At 68.0% G+C, this 16,693-nt stretch carries 16 protein-coding genes and 1 tRNA gene; 2 read left to right on the top strand and 15 right to left on the bottom strand.

Features of this window, described 5'->3' with window-relative positions; translation table 11 throughout:
- Positions 1 to 276: 276 nt before the first annotated feature.
- Positions 277 to 423, bottom strand: coding sequence for a hypothetical protein (locus tag ACIA76_RS34110; RefSeq protein WP_397157881.1), 147 nt, complete (start codon positions 421 to 423; stop codon positions 277 to 279).
- A 62-nt stretch (positions 424 to 485) separates the two neighbouring features.
- Between ACIA76_RS34110 and ACIA76_RS34105 the strand changes: the two genes are divergently transcribed.
- On the top strand, positions 486 to 866 hold the full coding sequence (locus ACIA76_RS34105; RefSeq protein ID WP_397157879.1) for a hypothetical protein: 381 nt from the start codon (positions 486 to 488) through the stop codon (positions 864 to 866).
- A gap of 133 nt (positions 867 to 999) precedes the next feature.
- Here ACIA76_RS34105 and ACIA76_RS34100 read toward each other — a convergent pair.
- A tRNA-Asn gene (locus ACIA76_RS34100) sits at positions 1,000 to 1,072 on the bottom strand.
- A gap of 98 nt (positions 1,073 to 1,170) precedes the next feature.
- Positions 1,171 to 3,222 (bottom strand): CocE/NonD family hydrolase, encoded by a 2,052-nt coding sequence (locus ACIA76_RS34095; RefSeq protein ID WP_397157877.1) that lies wholly within the window; start codon positions 3,220 to 3,222, stop codon positions 1,171 to 1,173.
- Between the two features lie 251 nt (positions 3,223 to 3,473).
- On the opposite strand from ACIA76_RS34095, the gene ACIA76_RS34090 reads away from it, so the two are divergent.
- A complete protein-coding gene (locus ACIA76_RS34090; protein ID WP_397157912.1) occupies positions 3,474 to 3,719 on the top strand; it encodes a hypothetical protein in 246 nt (81 codons plus the stop codon).
- Positions 3,720 to 3,724: 5 nt separating this feature from the next.
- On the opposite strand, the gene dnaG is transcribed toward ACIA76_RS34090, so the two are convergent.
- The 12 genes from dnaG to ACIA76_RS34030 form a co-directional block, all read right to left on the bottom strand.
- Entirely contained in the window at positions 3,725 to 5,662 is a 1,938-nt protein-coding gene (gene dnaG / locus ACIA76_RS34085) for a DNA primase (protein WP_397157875.1), read from the bottom strand.
- Positions 5,663 to 5,693: 31 nt separating this feature from the next.
- Positions 5,694 to 7,730, bottom strand: coding sequence for a hypothetical protein (locus ACIA76_RS34080; protein ID WP_397157874.1), 2,037 nt, complete (start codon positions 7,728 to 7,730; stop codon positions 5,694 to 5,696).
- A gap of 278 nt (positions 7,731 to 8,008) precedes the next feature.
- The gene (locus ACIA76_RS34075; RefSeq protein ID WP_397157872.1) at positions 8,009 to 9,268 is read right to left on the bottom strand and encodes a deoxyguanosinetriphosphate triphosphohydrolase; all 1,260 of its coding nucleotides are present in this window, start codon (positions 9,266 to 9,268) and stop codon (positions 8,009 to 8,011) included.
- A gap of 34 nt (positions 9,269 to 9,302) precedes the next feature.
- Complete coding sequence (locus ACIA76_RS34070; protein ID WP_397157910.1) at positions 9,303 to 9,995, bottom strand: YdcF family protein; 693 nt, start codon at positions 9,993 to 9,995, stop codon at positions 9,303 to 9,305.
- Between the two features lie 71 nt (positions 9,996 to 10,066).
- Positions 10,067 to 10,762 (bottom strand): MBL fold metallo-hydrolase, encoded by a 696-nt coding sequence (locus ACIA76_RS34065; protein ID WP_397157870.1) that lies wholly within the window; start codon positions 10,760 to 10,762, stop codon positions 10,067 to 10,069.
- Positions 10,763 to 10,792: 30 nt separating this feature from the next.
- Complete coding sequence (locus ACIA76_RS34060) at positions 10,793 to 11,398, bottom strand: response regulator (protein WP_397157868.1); 606 nt, start codon at positions 11,396 to 11,398, stop codon at positions 10,793 to 10,795.
- Positions 11,399 to 11,521: 123 nt separating this feature from the next.
- Positions 11,522 to 12,190 carry a M28 family peptidase gene (locus tag ACIA76_RS34055; RefSeq protein ID WP_397157866.1) on the bottom strand — a complete coding sequence of 223 codons (669 nt, stop codon included), beginning with the start codon at positions 12,188 to 12,190 and terminating at the stop codon, positions 11,522 to 11,524.
- 124 nt (positions 12,191 to 12,314) lie between these two features.
- Positions 12,315 to 13,481: a sensor histidine kinase gene (locus tag ACIA76_RS34050; protein WP_397157864.1), complete on the bottom strand. Its 1,167-nt coding sequence runs from the start codon at positions 13,479 to 13,481 to the stop codon at positions 12,315 to 12,317.
- A 16-nt stretch (positions 13,482 to 13,497) separates the two neighbouring features.
- A complete protein-coding gene (locus tag ACIA76_RS34045) occupies positions 13,498 to 14,259 on the bottom strand; it encodes an ABC transporter permease (RefSeq protein WP_397157862.1) in 762 nt (253 codons plus the stop codon).
- Position 14,260: 1 nt separating this feature from the next.
- On the bottom strand, positions 14,261 to 15,196 hold the full coding sequence (locus ACIA76_RS34040; protein ID WP_397157861.1) for an ABC transporter ATP-binding protein: 936 nt from the start codon (positions 15,194 to 15,196) through the stop codon (positions 14,261 to 14,263).
- Positions 15,197 to 15,291: 95 nt separating this feature from the next.
- On the bottom strand, positions 15,292 to 15,615 hold the full coding sequence (locus tag ACIA76_RS34035; RefSeq protein WP_397157859.1) for a hypothetical protein: 324 nt from the start codon (positions 15,613 to 15,615) through the stop codon (positions 15,292 to 15,294).
- A gap of 114 nt (positions 15,616 to 15,729) precedes the next feature.
- Positions 15,730 to 16,650, bottom strand: coding sequence for an NADP-dependent oxidoreductase (locus ACIA76_RS34030; protein ID WP_397157857.1), 921 nt, complete (start codon positions 16,648 to 16,650; stop codon positions 15,730 to 15,732).
- Positions 16,651 to 16,693: the final 43 nt, after the last annotated feature.

Here is a 16,693-nt window from a genome sequence, read left to right as displayed (position 1 = left end):
ACCCTATCCCAGGATTCTACAACTGACCCATAGCTCCACCACACGACAAAGGACTGGGAGCGGACCGGACACCAAGCGACAGTCCGCTCCCAGCATTTTCTACCAACTCACCAAGAATTACTGCACCAGAAGAATAGTCGCCATCCACAACAGCTGACCCGGTCATAGACCGGTTGTACATAAGATGGGTTTCGTTGAATTCACCCTCGTGACCGGGAGCAAACGGGGCCGTCTGCCTGTCATGCAATGGTGCCCTGCCCACGCCATCAACAGCCACTAACGTGGCTTCTCCAGAAAGTCCCAGACGGGACAGTAGACGTCGATGGCGTTGTCGAGAAAGACCTCGGCATCCCTCTCCGAGCTGAAGTGGTAGAGGGCGACCAGCGTCGAGGCTTCGGCCTTCAAATCGGTGGAGTTGCTCATTCCCCAGCATTCCCCCCGAGCGATGCCGCGCATAGCATCCCACTGATCTGGCGGCGTGCCATGTGGAGAGTGAGGAGGGACGGGACAAAGGCAAGATCGCCATCCGGCGCCTGGCGCTCACCGAACGCGGTGTCCAAGCCGGGTGCGCATTGATGGCGTGCGGGATCGACTCGCCCGACAAGCTTCTGATTCCCTCCCCGCGCGGAACGGGGTGGAATCCGAACAACTTCAACGAGACCTGGCGTGCGGTGCGTGGCACGGCCTATGCCGACCTCACCCCGACCCAGATTCGCCACCGTGTCGGCACCGATGTTCGCGAGGGCTCCAACATCATCGACGCGGCCCGGCAGTTGGGTAACTCGGAAGTTGTTGCGGCCAAGCACTACGCCAAGCGCAACCGGGAGGTGGACAACCGCGCGGCACTGGAGCGCAAGAGCGCTTAGGGCTCGTCGGTTCGCATCGAATCCCATTGAGTGGCATTGATCAACGACCCATGAACGACCTTTTGGGCCAGCAAACACGTATAGCGGCGCTCAACCAGCGCGCATTTCCGCTGGCCAAGGCCGCTTTACACTGCTCCCCCATCTGGACTCGAACCAGAAACCTGCCGATTAACAGTCGGCTGCTCTGCCAATTGAGCTATAGGGGACTATCCTCGGCTCGCCGTTCCGGGCGGGCCGAGGAGAAACTTTAGCGTATCGGGCAGTGGGGGCCCAAATCGGGGCTCTAGCTGGGGGAATGGGGGGGTTATGGGTGGAGGGCAGTGGTGGGGGTCAGGGGGATGGTGAGGGTGGTGGGGTGGGTGGGGTCGTGGACGATGTCGACTGTGGAGCCCAGGAGTTTGGGGATGGTGGGGAGGGGGGCGAGGGTGGAGGGGAAGTTTCCGGTGGTGATGCGGAGGCGGAGACGGTGGCCGGGTTCGAGGCGGTAGAAGGTGGGGCGGAGGCGGATGTCGAGTTCTACGATCTCGCCGGGGCGCATGGGGGTGGTGTCGGCGGAGGAGAGGTTGTGTTCGGGTGAGTAGATCGTGCCGTCGGGGGTGCGCCAGGTTGCGGCTTCGTCGAGGGTGCGCAGGGTGCCCAGCTGGGCGCCGCCGGTGATTTCGGCCGAGGTGCCGTCGGGGGCGACGTCGTCGAGGTGGACCTGCAGGGCGGCCTCGTCGACGCTCGAGCTGACGTAGGTGCGCAGGGCGCCGGGGCCGGCCACCAGGGTCGGCTCGGCGACCGGATCGCCGGTGTAGGCCACGCCGGACTGGGGGCCGACCGCGCCCGCCGCGCAGGGGTCGTTGACGTTGAACAGGTTCAGCGCCAGTTGCAGCAGACCGGCGGTCCACTGCTCGAAGTTGTCTCTGTTGCAGGGGTTTTCGATCGGCGAATAGGACAGTCGGTCCGGATCTCCCCCGGATTCGGCGCCCAGGGTGCCCGTGCCGAGGCGATAGGTCGTGGGGCGGGCGGATGCGATCGGATAGGCGGTGGTATTGGCGCCCGCGCCGGTCTGATCGATCAGGTGCAGCGTGTCGGGGGTCTTGTCGATACCGTTATCGATTCCCTTGAGCCAGTGGTCGAACCACGCGATGGTGATGGGATCGGTGTCCATGCGGGCATACGGGCCCGAACCCATGCCGACGTGATACCAGGGACCCATCAGGAGCTGGAAGCGCGGATCGGTGGGCGCGTTCGGATCCATCGGGCCGTATTGCGGGCGTCCGGCCGCGATGTTCTGCAGCTGTGCGTAGTTCTGGAATGCGCCGTCCTGGTACAGATCCCAGATGCCGTCGACGAAGTAGGTGGGAATGTCGTTGTCCACCAGGGCATGCATATTCGGGCCGAAGTCGCGGGCCGACCACCACGCGTCCTTGTGGGCGTAGGTGCCGTTGTCGTAGCCCTCGACGAGTTTGGCCAGCGGACTGTCCGGGGAGGCCAGTGCGGCCCGCAGATGGTCGATCAGGGCCTGAATTGCCACCTGCGGGGTGAGGGGCAGGTTCAGGATCGGGCCGAGCGCGCCCATGAACTGGATCGCGGGGATGATCGCGGTCAGCAGGATCGGGCTGAACATACCGTCATGGCTGACCACATGTTTGAAGACGTCGTTGGGGATGGTCATCATCATCATCGCCTTCAGCGGCGAGTTCGGGCGGCTGTGCTCGGCGGTCAGCATGGCGGATACGCCGGGGAACGAGTAGCCGAACATGCCCACGCTGCCACTGGAATCGGGTAACCGCGCCGCCCAGTCCACCAGCTCGGCGCCGTCCTGACCGTCGCGCGGGGAGGCCGGATCCCATTCTCCCGTGGACGATCCCGTGCCGCGCACATCCGCGATGACCTCGATATACCCGCGACGAACCAGCTCGTCCTGGGTGCTCATCGCTTGGTGCACAATGCGATCCAGATCCGCCAGATTGTCCGGCAGCGGCACGTGCAGGGCACCCAGCGCATCCTTCACCGCGCCGAGCACGGCCGAGGTGATGACGCCGTTGAGCCCGATGTAGGTGGTGTAGTCGACGATCACCGGGAACGGCCCGGGCGCGCGCTGCCCGGTCACCGGATCGGTGGGATAGCGCACGGTCGCGGTGAGCGTGGTGCCGTCGGACAGCGGAATCACCCGGCCGAGATCGAGTCCGATCCCGTAGGTGGGCGGTGGGGCGGCGTATCCGGCGGGATAGCCGATACCCGCCGGAGCGGTCGGCGCCGCCCCGAACACCGGCGCCGCCGCCGCGTCGATGGTCGGCACCGCGGCCGCCACCAACACGCCCATGGCGGTCGCCGCCCCGGCGAGTGCCCATCTGCTGCCGTGAATCACGTTGTCCTCCAGCCGGTCTGACGCCTTCGTCCAGAACGTGATTCAGCACACAGCACAGGTCCATACCGCGTCCATCGCCAAAGTCATGAATCCGATGCCGGAGTTCGGTGCACTATGCACACCCGAACGTGTCGGACCCCTCTGTCATCGTGGTGGTCGGCAGGATGCGCACATGGGACCTGGATCGACAGCCGGAGCGGGCGTCGGGCAGGATGTACCGCGCGGACAGTGACTGGGAGGAGCCCAAGGATATGCTGCGGTTGATTATCGGCGTCGCAGCCGGTTACGTGCTCGGCGCCAAGGCCGGGCGAGTTCGCTACGAGCAGATCAGCAAGACCACCCGCGCCATCACGACCAGTCCGGTCACCCGCAAACTCCTCCTGGTCGGCCGCCAGAAGCTGTCGGACAGACTGAGCACGCAGCCCCGGCTGGAGCCGATGGAGCCGATCGACGAGCGCACCACGATTCTGGTGCCGCAGGATCAGTTGCGGCGCTGAGCGACTCAGCTCGCGGCGAAACCGTCCGAATTGCCCATGGCCCGCGCGAGCAGGCTCTTGCGATACTGCTCGAGCGCGACCAAGTCACCGAACAGTGCCATATAGGCGTCCGGCTCCTCGGTGGAGGACACCCGCTGCAGCTTGGATTTCAGCTCCGCGATCTGCCGGCCCACCCACGCCTCCTGCGTGCGGGCGAGCACGCCGGAGACGAAGCGCTGGATATCGTCGATCGATTTCACCGGCAGCGGTTCGGCGGACAGCTCCGAAACCAGCGCGCGCAGCGTGAGATCGTCGGTGTGATCGCTCACGCGCGCCACCCATTCGGCCCCGCCCAGCCCGGCCGCCGTGCCCCCGCCCTCGACGATCGCCGCGCGCACCGCGACGTAGGCCGGATGGGTGAAGGCCTCGGGATCGAGTGAATCGAAGACCGGCCCGGCCAGCGCGGGGTACTGCAGCGCGGCCGCGAGCACCTGCCGTTGCGGCAGCAGCACCGGATCGTGGGGGTTGGGGCGAGCCGCGGGATGCTCGGATACCTTGGCGTCCAACATATCCGGCCGGCCGAGCCGGGCCGGGCCGCTGCCGCCCTGCCGGTTGCGGCGAGCCTCGTCGCCGACGCGGCGCACCACCTGATGCTCATCGGGCCAGCCCACCAGCGCGGCCAGCTTGAGCCCGTACGCCTTGCGATGCACAGGATCCTTGATCTGCGCCACCAGCGGCACGGCCTCGCGCAGGGCCTGCACCTGCTTGTCGGCGCTCATATCCTTGCGCACCGGATCGTCGTAGTACTTCTCGACGATGCCACGAATCGCGAACTCGTACAACGGAACCCGCCGCGCGACCAGATCCTTGAGCACGGTGTCGCCGGAGCGCTGACGTAGCTCGCACGGATCCTGACCATCGGGTGCGACCGCGATGTAGGTCTGCATGGCGATGCGCTGATCGCCGGAGAACGCCTTCAGCGCCGCGGCCTGCCCGGCCTCGTCGCCGTCGAAAGTGTAGATGATCTCGCCGCGCATCCAGGTGTCATCCATCAGCAGCCGGCGCAGCATGGTGAGATGGTCGTCGCCGAAGGCCGTACCGCACGAGGCCACAGCCGTTTTCACACCCGACAGGTGCATGGCCATGACATCGGTGTAGCCCTCGACCACCACGGCCTGATGGCTCTTGGAGATGTCCCGCTTGGCAAGATCGATGCCGAACAGCACCTGAGACTTCTTGTACAGCACCGTTTCCGGCGTGTTGATGTACTTCGCGGTCATCTGATCGTCGTCGAACAACCGGCGCGCGCCGAAGCCGATGATATCGCCGCCGAGGTTGCGGATCGGCCAGAGCAGCCGACGGTGGAAGCGGTCCATCGGGCCGTGCCGGCCCGGTTTGGACAGCCCGGCCGCCTCCAGCTCCTTGATCTCGAAACCCTTGCGCAGCAAGTGTTTCGTGAGCGTGTCCCAGCCGCCCGGGGCGAAACCGCAGCCGAAGTGGCGGGCGGCGTTGCCGTCGAAGTTGCGCTCGGTGAGGTAGTTGCGCGCCGCTGCGGCCTCGGGCTCGCTCAGCTGCGCCACATAGAACTCGTGGGCCGCGGCGTTCGCGGCGACCAGGCGCGAGCGGGTGCCGCGGTCGCGCTGCACCGAGGTGCCGCCGCCCTCGTAGTTGATCCGGTAGCCGACGCGGTCGGCCATCTGCTCGACGGCCTCCACGAAACCGACGTGGTCGATCTTCTGTAGGAAGGCGAACACATCGCCGCTCTCGCCGCAGCCGAAGCAGTGGAAATGGCTGTGGTTGGGCCGGACGTGGAACGAGGGCGACTTCTCGTCGTGAAACGGGCACAGCCCCTTCAGCGAATCCGCGCCCGCACGCTTGAGCGCCACGTATTCGCCGACGATATCCTCGATGCGCACGCGTTCTCGAATTGCCGCGATATCGCGATCAGGGAGTCGTCCGGCCACAAGGGTCGAGTCTAGCCGGATCATGGGTCGGTCACGGCGCAGGTGGCCGGATCGCCAGATACGCGCTGCTCCACAACTGAGCGGCATTGGATTCGGTGACGTCCCCGGCAGCGGCGCCGAACGGGACACTGTGATAACCGCCATCGTCGAAGCGCCAACTCCACAGCTCGGAGCTCTGCATCGGCTCGGTCGCGACGATCGCCTGCCACAGCGTGCGCTGCGCGGCGACGAGGTGTTCGCGGATCGGCGGCGGCAGATCGCCGCGGCGCAGTTGGCGTTGCAGGCCCGCGGCGAAGGCCGCTTGTTGCCACGACCACACCACCGTGCCGTGGTACTGATGCGTGGTGAACTGCGCCCGCAGGCCCGGATCGGCGAAGACGGGGTTCGCGACCACCGGCCCGACGCCGGTCATCAGCCCCAGCGGGAACGGCCGGATCATCGTGGCCACCTCGGCGTCGAGGTCGACCGGCGGGGGCGCGCCGAGCAGGAGATCGAAGATCTCGTCGGAATGCAGGATCGGGATCGGGTGGCCGTCGGCGCCCAGGGCGAGGGCCGGGAATGTGACCGGTCCGGACCCGAGAGCCGCGAGCGCGTCCGCGGCTGGGACACCGGCACTTTCGGCATAGGAGCCGATCGCGGCGCGGGCCGCGGCATTGTCGACGCTCATGGTGAACAAGCGCGGCGCCTCGCTGCGCCAGATCTTCGCGTCGGGGGCGGCGAGGGACAGGTGCAGGCGGTCGTCGGGACTGAGGACGGAATCCAGGCGGCCGCTGTCGAGCAGTCGCGCGGTCGCCTCCAATGCGGCGGGGACCAGGATGGCATCGACATCGTAGGGGTAGCGGCCGCCGCCGAGGCCGGTGTCGCTGTCGCGCCACTCCCCCGCGTTGTGGTCCGGTTTCAACGTGATCAGGTTGGCGTATCGCGGGTCGTGGGCGAACGGCTCGGCGGTCGAGACGACCAGCCGCAGATTGCGGACCAATGCCTGGGCGATCGAGGAATTCGGGGCGGCCTCGGCGCGCAGGAAATCCGAGGCGCGAGCCGAGCCCTCGGCGTCGTCGAGCAGATAGGCCGCGGCCACCGGGGCGAGCAGATAGCTCTCGTCGATCATGCCGTAGTCGTAGATCGGCGCGTCGCTGCGGCTGCCGTCCTGTTGTTCGTGGGTGAGTATCGCGAATTCCGAGATGGCCTCCTCGTGGGCGACGGTGCCGTCGGGTGCCAGGCGGGCCAGGACCGAGCGCAGCGCGGCCTCGGTGGCATCGGGCGCGAGGACCGGCATCAGCATCATCGCCGACAGCAGGGTGTCGCGGCCGAAGTAGGTGTCGAAGCGCCAGGATCCGGCGAGGAACTTCTCGCGAAAGCTCAGGAAGGTGAGGGTGTTTCGCGCGCCGTCGAGGGCTCGTTCGGTGCCGTTGAGCAGCGCGGCGCCCGACAACGGGGTCAGCGGGGTATCGCCGGTGAGGGCGGTCACGCGCAATCCGATCCGCCCGTCCGTGCCCGCGGCGAACGTGCCGCCGTCCATGACGGTGCCGTCGGTGACCTCGAGGCTCAGGCGATATCCGGGCGCGCCGTCGAGACGGTCGCGAGACCAGTTCACCGTCTTACCGAAAACGGTTGGCGGCGTGAGCACCTCGGCCGGAACGGGTTTGCCGTCCTCGCCGTAGGTGCGCAGCACCCGGATGTTGGACAGCACCGTCTGCTTCGGGGCGAGCACCGGGGCCGCGATGGAGGCCTCGAAGGCGATGCCGTACCGCGCCCGGCCCCGGGAATCCTTGTCCGACACGGCCTTCGGTGGCGCGTCGAGCCGCCACTGCGCCTCGGCGGCCACCGTGTCGAACCAGGCGCCGGTGCCACTGTTCCCCGCCGGGAACGCCACCAGGATGCGCGGATCGCGACCGGAGCCCAGCAGCAGATGGGCCGCCGTCCGCCCGTCGCGCAGGAAGTAGTTGAGGTTCTGCCCCTCGGTCACCTGGAAATGGAACGAGGTGTCCGCGGGCGGGCGACTACTACACCCCACCACCGCGAGCAACGACACCGACAGCACCACAAGCCATTTGCCGAACCAACGCATCCGAGCCCCTGTTTCTCGATCTACCGAACCGGAAACAACTCCCGTTCAATGTACGACCACCCACCGACAAGTTCCGCGATCCCGGCGAAAAGCGCGCCGGGAACAGGGGATTGGCACGCTGGGAACAGAGGATCGGGTGCGCCGGGAACAAAGGATTGAGCGCGCCGGGACAGAGTCGGCGCTGGGCATCGGGCGCGCCGGAACAAAGGATCAGGCGCGCCGGGACAGAGCAGTGGGCACGCCGGAACCAGGGAGTGGCGGGCGTGGAGCAGGAGCGGTCAGGTGATGGTCGCTGCCACTCGCTCCAGGCGGCTTTCGGTGTAGGAGGCGATTTGGTCGACGATGACGCGGATTCGGGCGGTGTCGTCGGGGGCCGCGTCCCACCACGGGAGCAGGAGGGGGTCCAGGGCTTGGGGGGCCCGGGTCCGGAGGTGGGTGGCTACCAGGAGGATTCGGTCTCGTTGGGCCGCTTGGCGGTCGCGGTGTTCGGGGTCGGACATGACGTAGCGGAGAGCGACGGTTTTGAGGACCGCTACCTCGGCGGCGACGATGCGGGGGACCTCCAGGTCGGCGCCGTAGCGGGACAGGCGGCGGCCGCCCCAGGCCTGGCGGGTGGCCTCCACGGCGGCGGTGGCGAAGCGGCCGACCAGATCGCTGGTGAGCCGCTTGAGAGCGACCGAGGCGCGCAGGGTGCCGTCGTAGCCGGCGGCCGCGGCGATCACCGGCAGTTCCGAGAGCCGCTCGGCCGCGGCGATCAGATCGTCGATGGTCAGGCCGGGATGCTGGGCGTGGCCGAGGGTGGCCAGTGCGGCCTGTTCGGCGGGATCGGCCAAGGCGCGCAGGTCGATTCGCCCGGCGATCACGCCGTCCTCGACATCGTGCACCGAATAGGCGACATCGTCGGACCAGTCCATGACCTGTGACTCCAGGCATTGCCGCCGCTCGGGCGCGCCCTTGCGCACCCAGTCCAGCCGCTGCAGATCCACCCCGTAGGCGCCGAACTTGGCGGCGGATTCGGTTCTGCCCCAGGGGTATTTGACCGTGGCGTCCAGCGACGCGCGCGTCAGGTTGAGCCCGAAGCTCTCCCCGGCCGCGTCGAATACCTTCGGCTCCAGCCGGGTCAGGATCCGCAGGTTCTGGGCATTGCCCTCGAATCCGCCATGCGCGTCGGCGAATTCGTCCAGCGCGCGTTCCCCGTTATGCCCGTAGGGCGGATGCCCGATATCGTGCGCCAGCCCGGCCAGATCGACCAGATCCGGATCACAGCCCAGCCCCTCGGCGATACTGCGCCCGATCTGGGCCACCTCCAGCGAATGAGTGAGCCGCGTGCGCGGGGTGTCGCCGTCGCGCGGACCCATCACCTGGGTCTTGTCAGCCAATCGGCGCAGCGCCGCGGAATGCAGCACCCGGGCGCGGTCGCGGGCGAAATCGCTCCGGCGGGCGGGACAGGGCGACCAGCTCAGGCCCGCGGTATCGGTGCTCTCGGACACCATGCGCTCCCGATCCTGGTCGGCGTAGGCGTCCCCGGCGCCGCTCATCGATCACTCCTCGAAGATCAGTGGTGCACGAAACTCATTGCTCCGCGGTGTATTTGAAATCGTCGGAGAAGTGGGTGAGCTGATACCACAGCAGCGCACCGGTTTCGCGGGCGATGCCGTGCGCCTGCGATTCACGGGTGTAGACGGCCGGGCCGGTGCGCGTCGGCGCGGTCCACGCCCGTAATCCCTCGTCGCGGGCCATGGTTCGGGTCCGCAGCGAATGCCACGGATCGCTGACCAGCACCGCCGAGGACAGCTCGCGCGCCCGCATGGCCGTGGCGACCGCCTCGATGCTCTGCAGCGTGTCCGAACCGGTCTCCACCGCGAGAATCCGATCCGCCGGCACGCCGCGATTCTTCAGATAGTTCTTGCCGGAGGCCGCCTCGGTGTAGTTGTCGCCGACCTGTTTGCCGCCGACCGTGATCACCAGCGGCGCAACGCCTTTGGAGAACAGCCGGTAGGCCTGGGCCAATCGGGCCTCGAATACCGGGGACGGGGTGCCGTTGTACTGTGCCGCACCGAGGACGACGATGGCGTCGGCGGGCGAGTAGTCATCGATCCGGGCCACCTGCCACACCCGTACCGCCGCCCCGCCGACCAGCACCAGGGCGATGAGCACGGTCCCGGCGATCGCCCGGCGAATCCAGCGCAACACGGCGGAACCACGCGGCCGGGGCGGAGCCACGACAGGGTCGGCGGGCGCGGGTCGGGTGAGCGCGGACGGCATCCCCCGAGTCTGCCAGGACTCGGTCACGCCGAGATTGCGGTGCGCCGCCCGCGAGCCCCTCCGGCGCGTCGTCACCAACCGCGCTGCCGCCACTCCGCCAGCCGCGGCCGCTCGGTGCCCAGGGTGGTGTCGTCGCCATGGCCGGGATAGACGGCCGTCTCGTCGCCGTAGCGATCGAACAGTTTGCCGGTGACATCGCCGTAGAGCGAGTCGAAATCCTCCGGTGAGGAGGTGCGGCCCACCCCGCCCGGGAACAGCGAATCGCCGGTGAACAGATGGACCCGCCCCTCGCCGTCGGTGAGGGCGAGCGCCACCGAACCCGGCGTATGCCCGCGCAGATGGATCACCTCGAGGGCGAGCTCGCCGACGCGGACCGAATCCCCTTCCGCGAGTACCTGGTCCGGGCGCACGGGCAACGGCTCGGCGTCCAGACCGTGGGCGGCGGTGGGGATGGCCGTCTCGGCGACCACCTTCTCCAGACCCTGCCAGTGGTCGGCATGCTGATGGGTGGTGACGATCAGGCGCACCTGACCCGGCATCTCCTGACGGAGCAGCTCGAGGATGCGGTCCGGCTCGTTGGCGGCGTCGATCAACAGCGCCTCGCCCGTCGCCGTGTCCTGCACCAGATAGACGTTGTTGTCCATCTGGCCGACCGACATCTTCACGATGCGTGCGCCCGGCACGTCGCGCTGTTGCGGATTGGAACCCGATGAGACATGGCCCGTATAGGGACGATCGATCGTGATCACGCTGTCGATGGTAGTCATCGGCACCGTGCACCGCAGCGAGGTAGGCGCCTACAACCAGCCGAGCCGTTCGGCCGCCCGGACGGCCTCGGCGCGGGTGCGGGTGCCGGTCTTGCCGATGGCCGAGGACAGATGGTTGCGGACCGTGCCCTCGGACAGGTGCAGGCGTCCGGCGATGGCCGCGGCGGTGGAGCCGTCGGCGGCCTCGGCCAGCACCTCGCGCTCGCGGGCGGTCAGCGGCGAGGTGCCCGAGGTCAGGGTCTCGGTGGCCAGCGCGGGATCGACCACCCGCAGACCCATGTGCACCCGGCGGACGGCATCGGCCAATTCCCTTGCGGGCGTATCCTTCACGATGAATCCGCTGGCCCCGGCATCGATGGCGCGACGCAGATAGCCGGGGCGGCCGAAGGTGGTGACCATCAGAATGCGCACCCCCGGATCGGCCGCATGCAACTGCTCGGCCACCGAGATCCCGTCCATCCCAGGCATTTCCACATCGAGCAGCACTACATCCGGCGCGGTCCGCTCGACCGCGGCGAGCACTTCGTCGCCCCGGCCGACCTCCGCGACCACCTCCAGATCGGACTCCAGCCCCAGCAGTGCCGCCAGCGCACCGCGCACCAGCGCCTGGTCATCGGCCAGCAACAGCCGAATCATCGCCGCACGCCGTTCCGGCCCATCATCTCCAGCCTCCATCGCCCTCGGGTGATCCCGGCGACGACCATAGCGCGAGGGGCCGTACCCGAAACGGGTACGGCCCCTGGATGCGAACCTCCGTCGTTACCGGATCAGTCCACCGCGGTAGGTGTCGGCCGGTGTCATACCGCGGGGCGCGGGCTTGGCCACCGGGGTGCGGGCGGGCGGATTACTGCTGAAGGCGTAGGTCCCGACCGTATAGGCGATCGCGCCGGTGTTCACGCTCAGCGCCTTGTCGTCGATGTTGTCGATCGTGTCGCAGGGCCCGTGATAGCAGGCGTCATAGGGCTTATCCGCCTGACCGCCGAACATCGTCGCCTCCTCGGCCGTCTTGATGCCCTCCGCGCCGGTGAACAGGCCACCGACCGGAATCCCGGACGCCATGAACGGGCCGTAGTCCGAGCGGCCGTCCAGCGCCGCGGGGACGTGCGGTAGGCGCAGCAGATCGAAGTAGTGCGCGAACCTCTTCTCAAGCTCGACCGAACCGGCCGGTCCCTGGCCGCCGTCGTAGATCATGTACGAGAAGTTCGGCGAGGCGATCATGTCGAAGTTGACGTAGAGCCCGATCCTGGCGCGATCGGCCTCGGACAGGCTCGCCACGTAGTGCTGCGAGCCGAGCAGGCCGAGTTCCTCCGCACTCCACCACGCGAACCGGACCTTGTTCTTCGTCGGGATCCTGGCCATCTGCAGCGCGACCTCGAGCAAACCCGCACTGCCCGAACCGTTGTCGTTGATGCCGGGGCCCGCGAGCACCGGAAGATGCGGGGCATGTCGGCTCCTCCCAAAGGGACTGATTCATCCCGATTGTCGGAATCTAGGTGCCCATACCACCCCGATCAAACCTCGATCGCACCTGCCGCGTAGGGGTTGCGGATCGCTAGGGAAGTGTTGCGCGCAAACACAATCCGCCGCCCGCGGGCTCGCCGAGTTCGAGCGTCCCGCCCGCGGCGCGCACGCGTTCGCGCAGGCCCGTCAGGCCGGAGCCGAAGGAGGCATTCGCGAGACCGATTCCGTCGTCGGTGATCTCGATGGTCGTCGGATCGACCCGGACGGTGCAGTGCTGGGCATCGCTGTGCCGGACGATATTGGTGATCGCCTCGCGCAGCACCCAGCCGAACAGGATGCTGTGGTGGGCGGGCAGATCCACGGTGACGGGCAGGTCGGCGCGAATTCCCGCCGCGTGCAAGGCCGTTCGCGCCGTGGCGAGTTCACCGGTCAGCGACATCTCGCGCAGGCCGCCGACGGTGTCGCGCACCCCGGCCAGCGCCTCGCGGGCCAGCGCCTCGACTTCGGCCAGCTCGGCCTTGGCGCGGGCGGGGTCGAGATCGACCAGGCGCCCAGCCAATTCTGTCTTGATGGTGATCACGGTGAGTGAATGACCGAGGATGTCGTGCACGTCGCGGGCCACGCGGTTGCGGTCCTCGACGATGGTCAGCTCGCTGCGCTGGCGGCGCGCGAGCTCGCGTAATCGTCTACTGCGCGTGCCGATCTCGCGCGCGAACCAGATACCCATCGGGATAAGGCAGAAGAACAATGCCCAAGCGCCGAGGCCCCAGTCCGGAAGCACCAGCACCAGCAGACAGAGCGCGGCCACCACCGCGATCACGATGAATCCGGACTCACGCGACGGGAGCACTATCACCGCGGTCGCGGCGACGTACATGACGGTCGCGATCGCGGCGCCGCCGAGCAGGGTCACCAGCGCGAGGCTGAGCAGGCTCATCGCCGCCAGCGCCGCCCATACCCTGGGATCGACCGGCGACGCGTCGGCCAGGACGTCGTCCTCGTCGTTCCCGCGTCGGAACACCGCGAAGGTGAGCGCGATCAACACCATCAAGCCGATCGCCGCGGCGGCGGCGATACCGGCCCGCAGATGCGCACCGTCGGACCATCGCTGGCTGATCGGGCTGATCAGATACAACAACCACACCACGGCCAGGAATACGCCGAACCCGCCCTGCCGCCACCCGCTCGGCCGCCCCGGCTCGCTCACGGCCCTGTCGAGCAGCCGGGAAAACCGTTGCGGCAGGTCAGCGAGCTTCATAGGCGCGGACGTTACCTCAGCGCGCGGTATCACGACGGAACAGATAGGCCGCGCCACCACCGAACACCGCGGTCCAGACCACGACGTTGAGCAGTGCGAGCACGATCGAGCCCGCGCTCTCGTGGCCGAAGGGCAGTCGCGCGAGCGTCGCGATCCCGTTGGTCGGGAACACCCGCGACACGTTCTCGAACCAGCCGCTGGGCTTGATGAACAACCCGCCGCCGAAACCCAATGCCGCCAGCGACAATCCGAGCAGCTGCATGACGTTCTCCGAGGGCAGCAGATAGCCGAGGAACAGGCCGTACGCCGCGAACACCAGCGACCCGAACCAGGCCAGCACGAAACAGCTCACCCACGCCACCGGCGACAGGCTCGCGCCGAAGATCGCACCGAGTACGAAAACCGTTGTCACGGAGAATAATCCGAGCACCATCGATATCAGCAGTTTGGTCGCGACATAGGCAGCGGGACGCAGCGGCGTGAGCCGGAGCTGCCGACTCCAGCCGTGCGCACGCTCCACGGCGACCGTGGCGCCGCCGGTCGCGGTGGAGAACATCGCCCCGTACACGGCCATCGAAACCATCAGATACGCGGTGAGATTGCCGGACCCGTACGCCTCGCCGCGCGACGACGACTGGGTGCCGACGGCCACGAACAACACCGCGGGCATGATCAGGGCGAGGATGCCGGTGCGCTTGTTGCGCAGCATCCGCCGCAGTTCCAGGGCCAGGAATTCGACGCTGAATCCGCCGAACCGGTCGAGTGTCGTCGTGGTCATATCAGTTGTCTCCGGTCAGGGCGAGGAAGGCGTCTTCGAGGTTGCGGCCGGTGACCTCGAGGTCCACGGCCGCCGTGGCGGTCAGCAGATAGCGGGCGACGGTATCGGAGTCTTTGGTATGCACCAGGATTCGGTCACCCCTCGATTCGACCGAATCCACGCCGGGCAGCTCCGCCAGCCGGGCCCGGTCGGCGCCGGGCAGGGTGGCGCTCACGGTGCGCCCGGCGGCGAGGTTCTTGATCTCGGCGGCGCTGCCGTCGGCCACCACTTTCCCGTTGCGCACCAACACGATTCGGTCGGCGTAGGCATCGGCCTCGTCGAGGTAGTGGGTGGCGAACAGGACGGTGCGGCCCTCGCCGGCGTCGTGGCGGATGGCATTCCAGAACTCGCGCCGGCCCTCGACATCCATGCCGGTGGTCGGCTCGTCGAGCACCAGCAGATCCGGATTCGGCAGCAGCGCCAGGGCGAACCGCAGCCGCTGCTGCTGACCACCCGAGCATTTGCCGACCATGCGATCGGCCAATCCGTCGATGCCCGCGCGCCGCAGCACCTCCTGCGCCGGGCGTGGATGCGCATGCAGGCAGGCCACCAGCCGGACGGTCTCGGCGACGGTGAGATCGGGCAGCAGGCCGCCGGACTGCAGCACGGCCGAGACCCGGCCCGCGCCGATCGCCTGGGCCGGTGTGCCGCCGAACAGCTCGACCCGTCCGGAATCCGGGCGCAGCAGACCGAGCAGCATATCGATGGTCGTGGATTTACCCGCGCCGTTGGGCCCCAGGAAGGCGACGATCTCGCCGGGTGCGACGGTCAGATCCAACCCGTCCACCGCATGTACCGGACCGCCGGGCGTGTGGAACGACTTGGTGAGCCCGCGCAGCTCGATCGCCGCCCCGGCGACCGCCCGGGCCGCCGGGCCGGAGGTGATGGCTGATGTCATGACTCCACTGTCGTGCGCGGCGGGCACGGGGACCTCGATCGAGCGTCACGAATGCACCATGACAATCGTCATGGCCGCCGAATTCCGCACCGCCGCTACGACATGCGCGAGGAGGCCTGCCACTGAGCCCGGATTCGCTCGATCCGCCGTCGCAACGGCGGGATCGCCAGCAGCGGCGCGGCCAGCGCGCCGAACAGGGCCATCGTGGCGGACATCGCCTCGACGACGATATTCGCCACCACGATGATCACGCACAGCAGCGTCGGCTGCCCGAACAGCGCGGCCGAGACCCAGGCGCCCGTCTGCACGGCCATGACCGTCGCCGAACCGCCCAGCAGCATTCCGGCCAGCGCCGCCATCGCCACCCAGAAGTCGAGCAGCCGATCCGCCGGGCCGCGTGCGACATCCGCCGAACCCACCACCACTCCCTCACCATTCCCGCCGCCGCGCGCGGATTCGACCGCACGGCAGCACCTTTCGTCGGCTCACCTTACTGGGCGGAAGTGATGGCGGGCCATTCACGAATGTGAATATCAGGGATGCAGCACGATCTTCCCGTGGGTGTGGTCGCCTTCCAGTTCCCGGAAGGCGTCGCGGACCCGCGCGAGCGGATAGGTCGCGGCGATCGGCACCTCGAGGGTTCCGGCCGCGGCGAGATCGGCCAGTTCGGCGAGTACATCGATGGTGTCGGCGGCGGCATTGCCCTCCGCCTTGACCCCGAACTTCTCCACCGCGGCGAAGTCGATGATGGTATTGATGCGTTCGGGCTGCACACCCAGTTCGACGGCCAGTTCGACATAGCCGGAGCCGTAGGTATCGACGAAGGCGTCGATACCGTCGGGGGCGGCGGCCCGCAGGCGCTCGGCCAGCCCGTCGCCGTAGGCCACCGGGGTGACGCCCTTGGACCGCAGCCACTCGTGCTTGGCCGGTCCGGCGATACCGATCACCGTGACATCGCGGGCCCGAAGCAGTTGCACCACAAGCGAACCCACACCACCGGACGCGCCCGAGACGGCGACGGTATCCCCGGCCTCGGGGCTCACCGCGCGCACGGCGGCGAAGGCAGTGGTGCCCGCGACGAACAGTGCGCCCGCGACGTCCCAAGACAGTCCGGCCGGTTTCGGCGTCACCTGATCGGCGGGGACCACGACCTGGCTGGCGTGGCTGGAGCGGTTCTCGACGAAGCCGAGTACCTCGCCGCCGACCTCGATCCCGCTCACACCCGCGCCGAGCGCGATGACGCGGCCCGCGAAATCGCTGCCCTCACCCGAGGGGAAGGTGGCGGGCCAGCGCTCGTGCAGCGCGCCCTCGCGAATCTTGGCTTCCCCCGGATTGATTCCGGCGGCGACCACGGCCACCACCACTTCCCCCGGCCCGGGTACCGGATCCGGTACCTCGACCACCTCGAGCACGTCGATATCGCCGTATCGATCGAACCTGACCGCCTGGCTCATGTCGCACCTCTTCCGTCGGGAGTCTCTGTGCATCCCGAACGGC

The sequence above is a fragment of the Nocardia sp. NPDC051570 genome (genome assembly GCF_044454005.1).
GTDB lineage: Bacteria > Actinomycetota > Actinomycetes > Mycobacteriales > Mycobacteriaceae > Nocardia.
The sequence above is the reverse complement of the archived record's forward strand: the minus strand, read 5'-3'. Positions and strand labels throughout refer to the sequence as shown.

Excerpts from the sequence above, each read along its gene's own strand:
- ACIA76_RS34110 (WP_397157881.1), bottom strand. The coding sequence starts at position 423 with ATGAGCAACTCCACCGATTTGAAGGCCGAAGCCTCGACGCTGGTCGCC.
- ACIA76_RS34090 (WP_397157912.1), top strand. The coding sequence starts at position 3,474 with ATGCTGCGGTTGATTATCGGCGTCGCAGCCGGTTACGTGCTCGGCGCC.
- ACIA76_RS34080 (WP_397157874.1), bottom strand. The coding sequence starts at position 7,730 with ATGCGTTGGTTCGGCAAATGGCTTGTGGTGCTGTCGGTGTCGTTGCTC.
- ACIA76_RS34075 (WP_397157872.1), bottom strand. The coding sequence starts at position 9,268 with ATGAGCGGCGCCGGGGACGCCTACGCCGACCAGGATCGGGAGCGCATG.
- ACIA76_RS34070 (WP_397157910.1), bottom strand. The coding sequence starts at position 9,995 with ATGCCGTCCGCGCTCACCCGACCCGCGCCCGCCGACCCTGTCGTGGCT.
- ACIA76_RS34065 (WP_397157870.1), bottom strand. The coding sequence starts at position 10,762 with ATGACTACCATCGACAGCGTGATCACGATCGATCGTCCCTATACGGGC.
- ACIA76_RS34060 (WP_397157868.1), bottom strand. The coding sequence starts at position 11,398 with ATGATTCGGCTGTTGCTGGCCGATGACCAGGCGCTGGTGCGCGGTGCG.
- ACIA76_RS34050 (WP_397157864.1), bottom strand. The coding sequence starts at position 13,481 with ATGAAGCTCGCTGACCTGCCGCAACGGTTTTCCCGGCTGCTCGACAGG.
- ACIA76_RS34045 (WP_397157862.1), bottom strand. The coding sequence starts at position 14,259 with ATGACCACGACGACACTCGACCGGTTCGGCGGATTCAGCGTCGAATTC.
- ACIA76_RS34040 (WP_397157861.1), bottom strand. The coding sequence starts at position 15,196 with ATGACATCAGCCATCACCTCCGGCCCGGCGGCCCGGGCGGTCGCCGGG.
- ACIA76_RS34030 (WP_397157857.1), bottom strand. The coding sequence starts at position 16,650 with ATGAGCCAGGCGGTCAGGTTCGATCGATACGGCGATATCGACGTGCTC.